Source organism: Oceanobacillus manasiensis (genome assembly GCF_000724085.1).
Classification (GTDB): domain Bacteria; phylum Bacillota; class Bacilli; order Bacillales; family Amphibacillaceae; genus Oceanobacillus_B; species Oceanobacillus_B manasiensis.
The window spans coordinates 1,034,602-1,050,584 of the sequence record NZ_CCDL010000001.1 but is presented as its reverse complement, the minus strand read 5'-3'; the positions used below and the strand labels follow the sequence as shown (position 1 = coordinate 1,050,584).

The window sequence follows — 15,983 nt, the reverse complement described above, 5'->3', positions numbered from 1 at the left end:
TATTTTTAGTTTAACAGAAGGATCTTGAGGGTAATAGTATAATACCCTTTTAACCTTCCCTTTTTAAATAATGTAATAGAGAAAACCGGACGATACATATTGATCGCCCGGTTTTCTTTTTTGGTCTGTAACTAAATTGTACGGGCTGCTTACACGAATACCTCAATTGTATTGCCCTCAGCTTTGAGTGCTTCATCCAGCTGCGCACGCGGTATGCGAATTCCTCCACTGCGGTACGGGTTAATCAGCTCCGTTGCCTCCATAATCGCGCCATTAATTAGCACCTGTTGCTTCTCAGCATTTAAATGGTACACAAACGTTACCGGTTTACCATTCCACGTATAGGTGAAACGCATTCCATCAAGACGTCCTGGTAGAACAGGATCCAGAATAAGATCACCAGCAAATTGACGTACGCCTAATGTGTTGGCGATTAGCTGGTTCATATAAATTCCCGGGCCGCTTGAATAAATGCGCCAGCCGCCTTTTACCTGTACAGACCCATTTCGTAATTTTCCAAATTGCTCCTGTGCTTCATAACGTGTCTTAAAATCTCCATCTGAACTACTGAAGTAGGCATTGCTTTGACGCAACGCTGCAGTTGGTACAACATCCTGGATTGCAATTGGGTTAATGACAGCAAGACCGTCCCATGTTTCGTCACGATAGCCAAGCTTCGCCATTGCTTCTACATAACGGATATGTGCATGCACATATTGCAGTCCTATCTCTCTTCCAAAGTTAGATGCCTGCTCTGCCCGTTTGAAATGGGTACTTACACCACCTTTGTAATTTGCCGGACGATTCATTAGGCGAACGCCGTCCGGGAAGAAAAGATGTTCTTTTATAATGTCATAATGGGATTCCGCCTGTGTCAATGTAAACAGTTCACTAATGATGCTCTGTTGCATTGGTAAAAGACGATAATTTATGCCCGTTTTTTCATCTGTAGGGTGCAGCATACGCTCTACTTCTCCTGGCTCCTCCATATACACAAAGCCTGGAATAATATCTGTTTGCATCAGGAAGTCATTGAAGTCACGCTTGATTCCTTCTACCATTTCCTGTGTTTGACTTGCCGCTTCTGCATCCACTTCTTTCAGTACATTGGTCATCTTGCGTAATGCTTCGTATGTTAAAGCAACAGTCCAGCTGCTGGACATGTATTTTTTCAAGTTCTGGTTAGCAGGCTGCAGCGTGTCATCCCAATCCCCATCATCATAGGCTGACAAGTACGTATCATGGAGGAAATGTGCTTGTATATAGTCGATCTCTTTTTTCAAATGGTCAAGCAATGTTGCTTTTTCTTCCGTAAACTCATACGTCTTACGATCTGTATAGGCAATCTTCTCATTCAAAATTGCTGTATCACCTGTTGCTTCAATGTAATCACATACAACCTTCATCGGCCACACAATGATGTCGCCATGGCTATGGTCCTGCTGAATTTTATTATATTTATCAAACATGAACCATTGTGGCCAGTTACCTGTATCCTCATATTGATGGGAAAACATGGTCGTAATAATCTCTCTTACTGTTTCATAGTTCTGTGTCGCCATAAAGTATTCGAAAGGTCCCTGGCTGACATCCCTGGTTCCCCATGCGGCTCCACCATATTGCTCCAATCCGTGTGGAACTGAGAAATGGACAAGCATATTATGGGTATACCACCATGCGAGGGCATTTACCTTTTGAATCTCTTTAACATTCTGCTTGTTCTCCTGTTCTAGATGGAAGCCTTGCATCACGTTTTTGTAATAAGAGCGGTAATCCTCTACTACTTCCTTAAAGGTATGTGGCTCTGGTGTACGCTTTTCCCCATATAGATCGCCAGAAATTAGCATCGTCAACTTAGAAGTAGCTTCTACCTCCAGTACAACAAGGGAGGCACTGCCTGGTTCAACATTCTCTGTGAGGACTGTCTCATCTTTTACCTCGATTGCTGCTCCTAGAACCTGCATCGTGTATGAAAGATCAGGATATGTTCCTTTACTTCCAGCCTCTTCACTCGCCGTAAAGGTTAGGATATTGCCCTCAACCTCCATATTATAAGAAACTTCATATTCGTTGTTTTGCATGGTCGCCTGGTTTGTTACAAGAAAACGATAAGCTTTTCCTTCTTTTGATGTTACATCAAGCTGGACATCTGCTGAATCAACCACCGTGAAGGTTGTTACGGTCACAACATCATCCTGTAGCTTATATATCCAACGTGCATAGTTAAAGCCAATCTCGAATAAGGAAGGCATTGTGAGTAGACGGAACTCCCCATCAACTTCCAAATAAATCCGTTGCCCAGATGTCTTCATTCGATTTAGTGGGTTTCTAGCATTGGACAGCATTTTATTCATATTGGTATTTCCAATGGAAATTTGCGAATTAAATAATCCGTACATATAAACGTTCGTTGTGATCGTCGTATCTTTTACCACATCATTATGACCACTCATTAAAATATGACCATGTGGACGCTCAACTGCTAATTCCTTTTGTTGCAGTACTACATGCTCATGAGTTGGTGTGAAAAAGGAAAGAAGCCCAGCTTCCGTTTTTTCCTCAAGGCGACGTTCTGGATAGTATGCTGCAACCTCTTCGTCTGTCATTTCCTCTGCAGCAAGAGGTGCACCAATCGCGCTAGTCTTTTTCACTTTCGCAAGCTCTGTACCTGGACCGACTTCTTCAAGATTATCCCACGTTTCTTGAACAAGGTCAGCGTTAATCGGTTCAGTTACGGCCGCTTCATGGTTTTCTTGGAAAAAGCCGTAGAAAACAAAATGTTGTTTTCCGTTAAGCTCCATTTTTTCAGATTGTAGTGCAATGTAGGCAAACTCGTATTGATACACTTCATTTGCCAAGCTTTCTTTATTTAACACTTCGGCTTTGTTTGTTTTTCTGTAGCTTTTACCGAAGAACTGAAATCCATCTGTAGAATATCCAACTGTTTTACCAAGAGCACCCTGCTGGATAAATGGAAAACCACTTTGCATTGGCTGGTTTTGTCTTGTAGCGATGGTATAGCCGTTTTGATTTTCAAAAACTTTATGATCCATGTACTGGGACATGTATGACTCATTGGAACGAACGGCTGCTTTATCAGCAAGGCCCAAATCCTGACCATAAACAAGATCAACCAGCTCGCCATTACCATCTAATTCTACATTCCAAAACCACATGTTATCTGTCGCCAACTGGAAGGTGACCGTGTAAGCAATTCCTGACACTTCGCCCTTCCATTGTATTGCACTTTCCTGCGTGCTAACCGTGCTGGATGATTCCACGCCAAGTAATGGAAATGCCTGTATTTCGCTGCCTGTATAAACCCGTAGGTAAATATTATTTAACGACCCATCAATTGGGTTTGCCATCAGCTGATTAATTAATGTTTGGTTATGCGTCATTTCGAAAATATCCCCACTGTTCAGGAAGGTGAATTGAAGATCTCCTTTTTGTACAGGAATGTACGTTTTCGTTTGGTTCATCAAGCATTCTCCTTTTCATATCTCTTGTCGTTGGGTGGAGTGGTGTTTTAAGTTGTGCGCGCACTCGCGATCTCTCTTCGCTTTTCTTTCTATACTAATTCAAAGGTTTGTTCTTGAACTTCTGCACTGCTTGGTCCTACATATACCGTAAATTCCCCTGGGTCACTTGTGAGGCTCAAATCAGCATGGTGATAGCGCAGCTGCTCTTCCGTGATGGTAAATTCAACTGTTTTTGACTCGCCAGGCCCTAGATGAATTTTTTCGAATCCTTTTAACTCTTTAAGTGGTCGGACCACTTCTCCGACTTTATCTTGAATATATAATTGCACAATTTCATCCCCGGCTACTTTGCCTGTGTTTGTTACGTTCACCTGTGCGGTCAATGTTTCACCTGCATGCAGTGTGTTCGCAGAAAGAGAAAATTGATCATATGCATATGTTGTATAACTAAGTCCATAGCCAAATGGGAATAAAGGCGAGTTCGGACTATCTAGATACTGGGAAACATAGCGGATTTGTGCATCTGGTGCTCCTTTTGGACGGCCAGTATTGAAATGATTATAGTAAACAGGCACTTGTCCTACATTTTGCGGAAATGACATTGTCAATTTACCAGAAGGGTTAACATCCCCATAAAGTAAATCAGCAATGGCTGCTCCACCTTCTGTTCCAGGGAACCATGCCTCCAGGACCGCATCAGTCTTATCGATCACACCTTGAAGATCTAGTGGTCTACCATTAAACAGAACAGCAACCGTCGGCTTCCCGAGCTTTGAAATTTCTTCTACTAATTTTAACTGTGCATCTGGTAGTTTTATGTTTGTTCTTGAACCTGCTTCCCCGCTCATTTCAGACGCCTCGCCAAGTGCAAGCACGATAACATCAGCCTCGTTTGCAATGTTTATAGCTTGTTCAAGATCCGTACCTTCTCCTGCTTCAATGTCACTGCCTTTTGCAACCTTCACTTTTTCTCCCAGCTTCTGCTCCATCCCAGCCTTTACCGTGATTGCCTCATCGGTAGATCCTAGGAAGGACCACGGCCCGAGAATATCTTTGCCTTCAGCAAATGGACCAACTAGTGCAACTTTCTGCTCTTTTTTCAATGGAAGAACGTGTTCATTTTTTAATAGGACACATGATTTAGCTGCCAACTCTTTTGCTGTGTTGCGGTGTTCCTCACTAAGGAGTAATTCTTTTTCTCGTTCTTCATCAGCACCTCGGTAAGGATTTTCAAATAATCCAAGCTTGTCTTTTAATTCAAGGATACGCATTACAGCCTCATTTAGTAAACTACCATCCACTTTGCCTTCCTCAATCAATTCTTTTAGATGGCTTGCATACGTGGTGGTCATCATTTCAATGTCTAAGCCTGCTTTTATCGCTTTTTCGGCTGCCTCTTTTTCATTCGCGGCAATGCCATGTGGAATCATCTCTTTGACAGCTCCCCAATCAGAGATTAGTACACCATCAAAGCCCCATTCTTCCCGTAAAAGATCACGCATCAATTTTTTATTTCCGGTAGCAGGAATGCCATCAACTGTATTAAATGCCGTCATGACCATTTCACTTCCCGCATCCAAGGCTGCTTTGTATGCAGGTAGGTAATATTCTCTAAGGTCACGTTCTGACATGTTCACGGTATTGTAATCACGTCCACCTTCTGCAGCACCGTATGCTGCAAAATGTTTCACACAGGCAGCAAGTGCTTCCATATCGTCTTTTAAATTCTTACCTTGGAACCCTCGTACCTGCACTCTTGCAAACTCTCCATTTAAGTAAGGATCCTCTCCTGTTGATTCCATTACCCTTCCCCAGCGTGGGTCACGCACGAGATCAACCATTGGGGCAAATGTTACATGAATCCCGGCTACTGCTGCTTCCTTCGCCGCAATCTGAGCACTTTTTTCTGCAAGCTCCAAATCCCACGAGCTGCCAATCGCAAGTGGTACCGGAAAAATCGTCCGATAACCGTGTATCACATCTGCCATCATTAAAAGTGGAATACCTAACCTGTTATCTTTTAGGTGGCGTTCTTGAATTGCTTTTATTTCCGCAGCACCCCAAGCTCCAAGGACAGACCCTGTATTTTCTACCAGTTCATCTGTTATGTTCATATTTACCATCGGACCTGTAATTTCCCCACTGTTCGATGCACCTTTAAAGAATGGTGTAGCAAGCTGCATAAGCTGTGCCACTTTCTCTTCCGTTGTCATTTTTTTCAATAAATCATTTAGGAATTGATCTGTCATATGACTTCCTCCATTTTCAGTTATATTTACGACCTTTATTTGGTCGAGAATTTCTTTTGAAAACGCGCATTGTCTCATCATTCAGCAAAAGTGTATGTCTCTCTTATACTGGTTACCTCAACATTTCAACCACGGTGCTTTTACTTCTTAGTTCATATTTTTTGCCTTTCCCAATGTAAAAAATAAATTAATAGTTGCAATCGGTTTCAAATACTACTATAATCGATTTGTAGAAACGTTTCAACAAAAACATAAAATTTTCAACAGGGGAATTTTAATCACCTCCCCTTAACAACCGCCACAACAACAAGAATTAACTTCAAATTCTAGTAAGTGTGAGTATTTTTTTATTCTTACTTGAAACCGATTTCAAAGTGTTTTATGCTATTTTTTAAGAAACGTTTCAATAAAACTCTCTGATAAGGAGTGATGGTGTAAACAACCAAAACATGGAGAACACTGAAATATTCTATTATAATAAAAAAACTATATCTAAGGGGTGTATGTATGAATAACAAAAAATTTGCATGGCTTTCAGCAATTTTACTAAGTGTAGTATTAATATTAGGAGCTTGTTCATCTGATGATGAATCAAGTAGTGAATCTTCAGGCGACGCTGATACAATCTCTGTTTGGACAATGACAAGTGCTTTAGATGAATTCGTAACAGAGTATGAAGATGAGTCTGGTGTAACAGTTGAAGTACAGGCTATTCCTTGGGACAACGCACATGATAAATTATTGACTGCTGTTGCATCAGGTAACGGTCCGGATGTATTACAAATCGGAACAACATGGGTGGCAGAATTTGCCGATGCAGGAACCTTCCTTGATATTTCGGACAAAATTGGTGACTATGAGAACTTAGCAGCAGATAACTTTTATGATGCTGCAATTGGCACTACTAAATATGAAGACACTACTATCGGAGTTCCATGGTATGTAGATACACGTGCTTTATACTATCGCACAGATTTATTAGAAGAAGTTGGATATCCAGAAGGCCCGCAAACATGGGATGACATGCTAGATGCTTCTCGTCAATTGGCTGATCGTGGTGATGGACAATATGCGATTGACTTACCGATGGAAGACCGTCAATATCCTTTTGTATTTGCATGGCAACAAGGTTGGGATTACGTAATAGAAGAAGGTTCTTCTAATTTCGATAAACCTGGCTTTAAAGAATCCATCGAGCTTCATAATACGTTCTATGATGAAAAATTATCACAGATGGGAGAAGGAAAAGAATTCTTCCAGGCATTTGAGGATGGCTCTAAACCAATGTTCTTTAGTGGACCATGGGATATTAAAACCATCACAGAAAGAGCTCCTGACATTGAAGGACAGTGGGATGTTACAACAATGCCTGAAGCGGAAACAAATGAATCTATGATGGGTGGAGCACACTTAGCTGTATTCCACAACTCAGAAAAAGTTGATGAAGCTTTAGATTTCATTAATTGGATGGCAGCCCCTGAAACACAGGTAAAGTGGTATGAAGAAGTTAACGAATTACCAGCTAACCTTGAAGCATGGGAAGATTCGGCTTTAACTGACAATGAAATGGTAGCTACATTTGGTGAACAGTTAGAATCTACGAAACCACTCCCATTAATTCCTGAATACGATAGAATTGTTGGAGAGATCCTAGACGTTCTTGAAGAAGTAAATCGTGGTGGAGCAGACATTGATGAATCAATTGATAGCATGCAAAGCGAAGTATCAAGAATTCTTGGTGAGTAATCGAAACTGCAAAACCGATTAATAACACAGAGGCTGGGACATAAAATACTTTTTAGCGTCGCTTCAACAGAACACTTCGCTTTCCACGGGCACGGCCTCAGCCTCCTCGCGGAAAGGGCACCACTGCGGGGTCTTCGGACTCGTGCTGTTCCCGTTGGACAAGAAAGGCTACGTCAGCTACGCATCGCACGCAGAAAATGTTATAGCATTTTCAAGGAGTCTCCGCGTTCTGCCTACGCTAAAATAAGAAAACCCGAACTAGGCAATCCTTTATTCAAGGAATTGCATGATAGTTCGGGTTTTAAAATGTTAAGAGAACTTTTGTCCCAGGTTCTTTTCTTTAACAAAACGCTACGTCTTTTATTTTTGCCGCCCCTCTTCCTTCTCAATATGTTCTCTTTATCTATCCTAGTTAAAATTGCAAGAAAAAAGACATTTCTTCTTGCAATCGATTTCAATACCAACTATAATCATATTATAGAAACGTTTCGACAACCTAAACTTTACTTAGGAAGTGGAAAGTCTTCACAATATAATAGTTATGATATTACCAGTTAGAGGTGTTCCTCTCATTCTATGGCGGTTAGTTGAAAACGATTCCAGTATTTCGGTTGCATCGGTTTAATAGAAACGTTTCAACTTATCTGACCATGTTTGGACAAAATTCCTCACAGGATGTAGATCAAGTACACACAAATGGAAGGAAATCCTAGACCTTTCGAAATGTAAAATGAAGAGGTGAATGAAATGAATCGCTTTAAAAATAATTTAACACCGTATTTCTTTATTATGCCAGCTGTTATTCTTCTCAGTATCTTTTCTTTCCTACCCATTATCGTATCGTTAGGTATTAGTTTCACAGATATGAATCTGAGAGGGCTAGCAAACTGGTCGACTATTAACTTTATTGGATTTGATAACTTTGTCCAATTATTCCAAGATAAAGTATTCCTTAAGTCAATGGGCAATACGTTTATCTACGTTATCATCGGGGTGCCAATGGCTGTAATTAGCTCTTTTGTCATTGCATACCTTCTAAAGCTTGTATCTGACTGGATGTCCACGACCTTTCGTGTTATCTATTATATTCCTTCTGTAACGAATATTGTAGCAATCGCAGTCGTATGGAGCTTCTTGTACAATCAGGAATACGGTCTTTTTAACTATCTATTGTCACTCGTAAATCTTGACGCTATCCCATGGCTAGAGGATCCATTTATTGCTAAACTTTCGTTGATTGCAATGGCCGTGTGGAAAAGTAATGGTGTTAGTATGCTAATTTTCCTAGCAGCACTACAATCCATTCCGAAAATGTACTATGAAGCTGCAGACATCGATGGCGCAAACCGCTGGCAGAAGCTTTTCAAAATCACACTGCCTTCTATGAGCTTTGCTACCTTCTTTGTTGTTGTCACAACCTTAATTGGCTGGCTGCAATTCTTCGAAGAACCGTTTGTTATGACAAATGGTGGTCCTTTAAACGGTACAAATTCACTTGCTCTATTTATCTATCAAGAAGGTTTCCAATATAGCGAGTTTGGCTACGGGGCCGCGGCATCATTTGTACTGTTCATTATTATTATTCTAGCAACACTTCTACAATTTAAACTAAGAAAATCTGAAGATAAGTAAGGAGGCAGCTTCCATGGACTTAAAAAATAATTTCGAACGCGCAATTGTCAACACTGTTCTATTCATTGGCGGTCTGCTTGTATCATTACCATTTGTTTGGATGATCCTTAGCTCATTGAAAAACGAAAGAGAAGTATTAAGCATTCCACCAACCTTGTTCCCAAATGCTCCTACATTTGAGCATTATATCAATCTATTTACGAATTTAAACTTTGACGTTTACTTAGTAAATACATTGATCATCGTATTTTTCTCTATGGTTGGCCTCTTGTTAAACACAATGGCCGGCTATGGGTTTGGTAAGTTTCAGTTTAAAGGAAAAGAAATTTGGTTTGCAGTCGTGCTACTTACCATGATGATTCCTGGTCAAGTTACCATGATTCCTACTTATTTAATTTTAAATGAAGCGGGATTAACAAACAGTATGACAGGAATTATTCTCCCAGGGTTAATTGCTGCATTCAACATCTTTCTAATTCGTCAATTTATGGTTACCATTCCAGATGATTTGATAGAAGCAGCAAGGCTTGATGGTGCTGGTGAACTGTATATCTTTTTCAAGCTGATTATTCCGTTAGCAAAACCAATTCTTGCCGTACAGGTTATCCTTACATTTATTGGCTCCTGGAACAGCTTCCTATGGCCGTTGATCATCGCAAACGAAGAAAGGTTATACACCTTATCAGTAGGACTTGCCCTACTACAGGATCAGAACGTTTCAAACTATGGGTTGCAAATGGCAGGCTCCACTTTTATGGTTGTCCCTGTACTGATCATCTTCATTATTTTCCAGAAGCATATTGTCGAAGGTTTTAATGTTTCGGGTATAAAGTAAACGAAGGACTTAGGTGGAAGGTTTCGCTTGGTGGCGGGCCTTCTTCTTTAATCACAAATAGAAAGGAATATAAAAATGGCACTTTTTCAATGTGAATTTTCTTCAGAAGTTTTATCACGATCTGTTTCCATGAATGTGATCTTACCACAACCCTCTTACAAGGACGGCAACACCGCAAACAAGAAATACCCGACTCTCTTTCTTTTACATGGTTTTAGTGACAACCACACAGCATACATTAGAACAACATCGATTGAGCGATATGCTGCAGATTCAGGACTTGCCATCGTAATGCCAGGGGTTGATAACAGCTATTATACAGATATGGCACATGGTGGAAAGTATTGGACATTTTTAACGGAAGAGCTACCAGCCGCTGCGAGATCTTTCTTCCCCCTTTCAGAAAAACGAGAGGACAACTTTGTAGCAGGTCATTCAATGGGCGGATTTGGAGCATTGAAGTGGGCATTGAATTTCCCCGAACGCTTTGCTGCAGTAGCTAGCATGTCTGGTGTTACCGATATGGTTTATCATTTAGCAAATGTGCGTAACGAACCTGGTGATAAAAAGCGGTCGCTCGAACTTGTTTTTGGTGATAAGGATGTAAGTAAAACTGAAAATGATTTAATTCACAAGCTGGAACGGTTAAATGAATCATCCAGTGAGAAACCAAAAATTTACCAATCTTGTGGTACGGAAGATTTTTTATATGAACATAATTTACGTTTTCATCGTATATGCAAAGAAACGTACCTTGACTATACGTATGATTTTGGACCTGGAGACCATAATTGGGAGTATTGGGATGATAAGATTCAAGACATATTGAAATGGCTCCCTATCCGGTAAAATTCAGGTAATTCCTAGCATATAATATATGATAAGCTATTAGTAATCAATCCTTGGAGGAAAATGACATGGCAACTATAAAAGATGTAGCAAAACGTGCTGGGGTCGCAATATCCACTGTTTCCTACGCCTTAAATAACAGTCCGAGAATTAGTATGGCAACAAAGAAAAAAGTAGAAGAAGCGGCGAAAGCCTTAAACTATAAAAAAAATGGCTTTGCATCTGATCTGAAAAGAACAAAGACAAACACCATCGCACTGCTTTTGAGCGACCTTTCTGGACCCTTCTATTCAGATCTGATTCAAGGGGTGCAGGATGTCACATCTGCTAATGGATATGATCTAATTGCTTGTAGTTCGATTGGTGGCCCACAATCGACTGCTGTAAAATTCCTCACAGAAAAACGCGTGGATGGGGCCATTATTCTTGCCCACAATATTAGTGACGCCATCACCCTGGATGCGGCGCGGCACGGCTCTCCACTCGTTGTACTCGATAGGTACCTTGAAGATGATTCGGTCTATCATGTAGAAGTGGATAATATACATGGAGGTTATCACGCTACAGAATATCTAATCAATCATGGCCATAAGCAAATTGCTTTTATTAGCGGTCCAGCGGCCTCTCAAGATAACGTACAACGGTATGAAGGATATCGAAAAGCATTAGAAAATTACAATATTACCTACCAATCTAAATGGGATATCGCCAGTGATTTCACACGGGAGGGCGGTTACCGGGCAACCAAACTGCTCATTGCACAACGCAACCTTCCCCAGGCTATTTTTTATGCGAATGATGAGATGGCAGTCGGGGGACTTCAGGCCTTTAAAGAAAACAATATCAGCATCCCAGATGATATTTCTATCATTGGCTATGATGATATACAATTAGCTGAATATGTCTCCCCACCGCTAACAACCATTAAACAGCCCAAATATGAGGTCGGCGCTCTTGCTGCCCACCTTATATTCCAGCTGTTAGGCGGCGAAAAAACCGATCATCATTACAAGCTATCAACAGAGCTTGTAGAGCGTGAGTCTGTGAAACATGTGAGAGAATAGATTAGGGAAGCTCTGGCCTTGCGGTTAGAGCTTTTTTTATGGGGTGCGCGGTTGTGGGGCGCCATACGCGGGTTGACGGTGTGGTTGATTTGAGTCTCATCTTGGTTGATTCGAGGCCTGACTTGGTCGATTCGAGGCCTGACTTGGTCGATTCGACTCCCATCTTGGTTGATTCGACTCCTGACTTGGTTGATTCGACTCCCGACTTGGTTGATTCGACTCCCGACTTGGTTGATTCGATTGCCATCTTGGTTGATTCGATTGCCATCTTGGTTGATTCGAGACCTGACTTGGTTGATTCGCTTCCCGTCTTGGTTCGACTGGATCCTAAAACAAAAAGCTCCTCACCAACGAGGAGCTTTTTGTATCTATATAAATTTATGCTTTTAACTGTTTCATTTCTTCTAGCTGCTTCATGATACTTTCCACCAAAGGACTACCTGCTTCTAAGCCAGCAACCTCTTCTAATGTTTTTTCATAGCCTTGCTGTTCAATTTTCTCTTGCAATTCTGCCGCTTCAGCATCTTCATCAAATTTATATGAAAGTGCAGCTGCAATTGTTTTTGCTAGGAATACCGGTTCTTTGCCTGTTGTTTCGAAGTACACGCTAGCTGGGCGAATAAGACGGTCTTTAGCACCAAGCTTACGAATCGGACCACGAGCAACACGTGTTACTTCATCGGAGATATACGGGTTTTGGAAACGACCAATTATTTTCTTAATGTATGTCTGATGCTCATCTCTATCAAAACCGTAAGTCTGAATTAACGCTTCACCAGACTCGTTTAATGTACCGCTAAGGATATTTAACACTTTTTCATCGTGCATCGCTTCATTAATGGTATTGTAGCCCATGTAATGACCGATATAAGCCGGAACAGCATGTCCAGTGTTTACAGTGAACAATTTGCGCTCGATGTATGGAGTTAAATCCTCTACAAATGTGATGCCATCAATGTTTGGTGTTTCACCTTTAATCATCGAACGATCCACAACCCACTCATAATATGGCTCCACAGATACTTCAAGCAGATCCTCATTAACCTGGTTCGGTACAATACGATCCACAGCAGCATCAGGAAAACCTACTAGCTGAGAGATTTTTTCTTGCTCGTCCGCTGGCACATGCTCCATTACTTTTTCTTTTAAAAGCGTGCTTCCACCAACCATGTTTTCACATGCAATGACATTCAGTTCTGTTGGATTGGAAGCTAGTCGTGCCCTTACACCTTTGGCAATTAACTCTGCGATAATTGGCAAGATATTTGGCCCAACTGCAGTTGTGACAATATCAGCCTTTTCAATAGCAGCAACAACACTTTCTGGATCCTGCATACTGTTTAGCCCAGAAACATTTTTCACAGTCAGCTGCTCTTTGTTTTCTGCTGCCAAAATAACATTATACTGCTGTTTACTGTTTAGTTCCTGAATGACTTGGTCATTCACATCGACAAATGTAGTGTGATAGCCTGCTTGATAAAGGAGAGCGCCAATAAAACCGCGCCCAATATTCCCTGCTCCGAAATGTACGGCTTGCATTTAGTTCACCTCACTGAAAATGCGAATGATGTCATCTTCTGATTCAGCGTCAAGAATGGTTTGAATGTTTTCCTCTTCTGAAAGAACAATCGCAATTTTAGAAAGTACCTCCAAATGCTCATCACCTTTTCCAGCAATACCGATAAGAACTTTAACGATATTTCCATCACCAAAATCAATGCCTTCTGGTACTGTTACAACAGAAAGACCTGTTTCTGTAACCATGCCTTTTGCATCTTCCGTACCATGAGGGATGGCAACGTTATTCCCCATAAATGTTGATGTCAGCTCTTCACGCTCTAACATTTTATCAACATAAGATGATTCTACATAGCCGTTATCTACTAAAATGCCACCTGTGTAACGAATTGCCTCTTCTTTACTGTTTACTGATACATTACGTTTAATATTGTCTTTGCTTAATACTTCTTTTGCCATAGCTTGATGCACTCCTTATAATAAATTATTTTTGTGTAGTAAATTTTGAAATTCCTCTATAAAAAGCTGCTTTATCGCTGCTTCCTCCCCGGACTCAAATAACTGAATCCGTTCCCTACCTTGGATGATCAAACCACTTAACAGGCTCATGACCTCCAAGGTCTCCTGTTCTGCTGCTTCTGGTGCTAACATAAGCAGGATGGTCGTCATTTGCATTTCTTGATCATCCATCCCCTTTATGGTAACGGCATGTTCAAGATGATGGATTGTAAAGCTCGGTCTGTTCACACCATTGGACCTGGTGTGATATAGTCCAAGTGTTGTGTCTGGTATACCAAGACCACTTAGTTTTTCTCTTTCAACTAACTTTTGAAAAACATAATCTGGCTCTGAAAGTAACCCCTCTTGTGCCAATTCCGTGCAGACGATGTGCAGCATATCTTTTGTTGTTCGCTCATTCGTTATTTTCTTTACCGAAAAATGATCCAAGATCTGTAACATAACCCGTGAATAAACCTCCACTTTTCGGAGTTTCCCGGTAAATGTCTCAGCTGAAGCGCTCGATGTTTTTACGTCCTGCTCTTGCCTTTTTCGTTGCTTCGAGCTAACAGTAAGCTTTTTTTGTCGTATTGCTTTTTTAATGCGATGTACTTCTTGCTTTGTCAGGATGGGTGAAGCAAGGACGTATTCTCCCTCAAATCCCTGAAGCGGAATGGTTGAAACGATTATATCATATCCACCTACCGGCATATCCTGAAGATCGAACATGGATTTATTGTCTACATGTCTAATTTCAGGTATGCGTTGCTGCAAGGTTGTAGCAAGCATCTTTGCCGTCCCAATTCCACTTGAACAAATAACTAATGCCTGCAAGTCCGTTTTGGTATCATCATGCAACAGGATTGCTGCAAAATGAAGAACCAAATAGCCTATTTCATCATCTGGGAAGGGAGTGTCAGGGAATACCTCCAGTACACCTGCCCGCACAACGTCAAATAGATCTCGATAGTCATCCATTATTTCTTTTAGTAACGGATTTTTAATATTCATTTCTTGCTTCAATCGATACATCGTCGGCTTTAAGTGTGCCACTAAATCATTTAGCATCACTGCATTTTTCGTTAGATCTACATCCAACTGGTTGCCAACATGGTCAATAAGAGCTTTTGCTTTATAGGCAATATCCATACTCGTATCTTCAATTAGGTAATTCTGGTCGGCGCGAAGCTTGGCACCTAATAGATGCATGGTAATATAGCCAATCTCGTCCTCTGGTATGTCCATATTTAATGAGACTTCTAAGTCTAAAAGCATCTTTTTCGCAATTGCAAATTCCCTTGTACCTTGAAGTTGCTTCCATGATGTTGGGTCAAAACGAATCTTTTCTCCTCGGTTCAGTCGTTCCATCGCCAAAGCAAGGTGGACAACCAACCCGACATAGGCACTATCTGCCAGATCATTAGGCAACTCATGTCTCGCCTGTTCTACTCTTCCTTCAATAGCATGCAGTTTATCTGGATCTACAAGGCCAAGTAGTCTATTTGAAATCTTATCTGTCTGAATGGCCGACTTTTTCTGGATGTTTTGTTTGATTAAGCTAATAAAATCATAAGGCTCTACGTACTGGGAAATTAGATTACTAATCGCAGCACGCTTGTTGGCTTCTTTACCTGTTATTTGAACACCTGACCCTCTTTTTCGAATAAGCTGTAGGTTATACCTTTCTAGTTCAACCTCAAGTTGGTCAAGGTCATTTCTAACTGTGGCAGTGGTGACGCGTAATTCACTGCTTAGTGCATATAGCTTAATCGGCTCTTGTGCTTCAAACAAAATCGACAGGATGACGGCCTGCCTTTCATCTGAAGAAAGATCAAGCTCCGCTGTCTGTACAAGCTCCCGGTTTAGCCGGTCTTTATCTTCCTTTTTCCCTTCAAGTGAAAGCCCTACACCTGCACGCTTTACTAAATTCAGCTGAAATTCCTTTGCCAAATCCTCTAGTTCTTTAAGGTCTCGGTGAATGGTCCGCTCACTAACATCGAGTGTCGCTGCAATTTCCTTCACTGTTATACCTTCATATGCCTGAAGCAGTACTTGAAGCATTTTCCGAACTCGTGCTGTGATATACAAGCCATTCACCTCCCTTGTTATT

At 41.1% G+C, this 15,983-nt stretch carries 11 protein-coding genes; 6 read left to right on the top strand and 5 right to left on the bottom strand.

Annotated features, from left to right (window positions below):
- Nucleotides 1-149: 149 nt before the first annotated feature.
- Both BN985_RS05230 and BN985_RS05225 read right to left on the bottom strand, forming a co-directional pair.
- Nucleotides 150-3,482: a GH36-type glycosyl hydrolase domain-containing protein gene (locus BN985_RS05230; protein ID WP_042221529.1), complete on the bottom strand. Its 3,333-nt coding sequence runs from the start codon at nucleotides 3,480-3,482 to the stop codon at nucleotides 150-152.
- 89 nt (nucleotides 3,483-3,571) lie between these two features.
- Nucleotides 3,572-5,731 carry a glycoside hydrolase family 3 N-terminal domain-containing protein gene (locus BN985_RS05225; protein ID WP_042221527.1) on the bottom strand — a complete coding sequence of 720 codons (2,160 nt, stop codon included), beginning with the start codon at nucleotides 5,729-5,731 and terminating at the stop codon, nucleotides 3,572-3,574.
- A 507-nt stretch (nucleotides 5,732-6,238) separates the two neighbouring features.
- Here BN985_RS05225 and BN985_RS05220 point away from each other — a divergent pair.
- The 6 genes from BN985_RS05220 to BN985_RS18965 all read left to right on the top strand — a co-directional run bounded on the left by BN985_RS05220 (nucleotide 6,239) and on the right by BN985_RS18965 (nucleotide 12,276).
- Complete coding sequence (locus BN985_RS05220) at nucleotides 6,239-7,477, top strand: sugar ABC transporter substrate-binding protein (RefSeq protein ID WP_042221526.1); 1,239 nt, start codon at nucleotides 6,239-6,241, stop codon at nucleotides 7,475-7,477.
- Between the two features lie 747 nt (nucleotides 7,478-8,224).
- Nucleotides 8,225-9,109 carry a carbohydrate ABC transporter permease gene (locus tag BN985_RS05215; protein ID WP_042221524.1) on the top strand — a complete coding sequence of 295 codons (885 nt, stop codon included), beginning with the start codon at nucleotides 8,225-8,227 and terminating at the stop codon, nucleotides 9,107-9,109.
- A 13-nt stretch (nucleotides 9,110-9,122) separates the two neighbouring features.
- The gene (locus BN985_RS05210) at nucleotides 9,123-9,944 is read left to right on the top strand and encodes a carbohydrate ABC transporter permease (protein ID WP_042221522.1); all 822 of its coding nucleotides are present in this window, start codon (nucleotides 9,123-9,125) and stop codon (nucleotides 9,942-9,944) included.
- A 75-nt stretch (nucleotides 9,945-10,019) separates the two neighbouring features.
- A complete protein-coding gene (locus BN985_RS05205) occupies nucleotides 10,020-10,793 on the top strand; it encodes an alpha/beta hydrolase (protein ID WP_042221521.1) in 774 nt (257 codons plus the stop codon).
- Nucleotides 10,794-10,861: 68 nt separating this feature from the next.
- Nucleotides 10,862-11,857 (top strand): LacI family DNA-binding transcriptional regulator, encoded by a 996-nt coding sequence (locus tag BN985_RS05200; RefSeq protein ID WP_042221519.1) that lies wholly within the window; start codon nucleotides 10,862-10,864, stop codon nucleotides 11,855-11,857.
- 53 nt (nucleotides 11,858-11,910) lie between these two features.
- Nucleotides 11,911-12,276 (top strand): hypothetical protein, encoded by a 366-nt coding sequence (locus tag BN985_RS18965; protein WP_156960077.1) that lies wholly within the window; start codon nucleotides 11,911-11,913, stop codon nucleotides 12,274-12,276.
- Here the strand turns inward: BN985_RS18965 and BN985_RS05190 are convergent.
- The 3 genes from BN985_RS05190 to BN985_RS05180 are packed head-to-tail and all read right to left on the bottom strand — an operon-like array spanning nucleotide 12,236 to nucleotide 15,970.
- Nucleotides 12,236-13,396 carry a mannitol-1-phosphate 5-dehydrogenase gene (locus BN985_RS05190; RefSeq protein WP_042221515.1) on the bottom strand — a complete coding sequence of 387 codons (1,161 nt, stop codon included), beginning with the start codon at nucleotides 13,394-13,396 and terminating at the stop codon, nucleotides 12,236-12,238. The two genes, BN985_RS18965 and BN985_RS05190, sit on opposite strands and share 41 nt — an antisense overlap.
- Complete coding sequence (locus BN985_RS05185; RefSeq protein ID WP_042221513.1) at nucleotides 13,397-13,834, bottom strand: PTS sugar transporter subunit IIA; 438 nt, start codon at nucleotides 13,832-13,834, stop codon at nucleotides 13,397-13,399.
- A 15-nt stretch (nucleotides 13,835-13,849) separates the two neighbouring features.
- Nucleotides 13,850-15,970, bottom strand: a complete 2,121-nt coding sequence (locus BN985_RS05180) for a BglG family transcription antiterminator (RefSeq protein WP_232225534.1) — start codon at nucleotides 15,968-15,970, stop codon at nucleotides 13,850-13,852.
- Between the last annotated feature and the right edge of the window lie 13 nt (nucleotides 15,971-15,983).

Coding starts and splice junctions, on each gene's coding strand:
- BN985_RS05230 (WP_042221529.1), bottom strand. CDS start 3,482: ATGAACCAAACGAAAACGTACATTCCTGTACAAAAAGGAGATCTTCAA.
- BN985_RS05210 (WP_042221522.1), top strand. CDS start 9,123: ATGGACTTAAAAAATAATTTCGAACGCGCAATTGTCAACACTGTTCTA.
- BN985_RS05185 (WP_042221513.1), bottom strand. CDS start 13,834: ATGGCAAAAGAAGTATTAAGCAAAGACAATATTAAACGTAATGTATCA.
- BN985_RS05200 (WP_042221519.1), top strand. CDS start 10,862: ATGGCAACTATAAAAGATGTAGCAAAACGTGCTGGGGTCGCAATATCC.
- BN985_RS05205 (WP_042221521.1), top strand. CDS start 10,020: ATGGCACTTTTTCAATGTGAATTTTCTTCAGAAGTTTTATCACGATCT.
- BN985_RS05225 (WP_042221527.1), bottom strand. CDS start 5,731: ATGACAGATCAATTCCTAAATGATTTATTGAAAAAAATGACAACGGAA.
- BN985_RS05190 (WP_042221515.1), bottom strand. CDS start 13,396: ATGCAAGCCGTACATTTCGGAGCAGGGAATATTGGGCGCGGTTTTATT.
- BN985_RS05220 (WP_042221526.1), top strand. CDS start 6,239: ATGAATAACAAAAAATTTGCATGGCTTTCAGCAATTTTACTAAGTGTA.
- BN985_RS05215 (WP_042221524.1), top strand. CDS start 8,225: ATGAATCGCTTTAAAAATAATTTAACACCGTATTTCTTTATTATGCCA.